Raw genomic sequence first — 218 nt, forward strand, 5'->3', positions numbered from 1 at the left:
CTCACCACTTTGTGGTTCATGACTGGGGTGAAGTCGTAACAAGGTAGCGCTAGGGGAACCTGGCGCTGGATCACCTCCTTATACGATGATTACTCACGATGAGTGTCCACACAGATTGATGGTTTTGAAGCGCAAGCTTCGAGCTATTATTGCTCTTTAACAATTTGGAAAGCTGACAAATCAACAATGTATTGTTGATTGTAAAGTTCTCAATGTTT

At 42.7% G+C, this 218-nt stretch carries 1 rRNA gene; it reads left to right on the forward strand.

The annotated features are described in order from the left end of the window. A 16S ribosomal RNA gene (locus GVO60_RS22340) occupies positions 1 to 81 on the forward strand; the annotation flags it as partial. Between the last annotated feature and the right edge of the window lie 137 nt (positions 82 to 218).

The organism is Vibrio atypicus, from assembly GCF_009811315.1.
GTDB classification, from domain to species: Bacteria; Pseudomonadota; Gammaproteobacteria; order Enterobacterales; family Vibrionaceae; genus Vibrio; species Vibrio atypicus.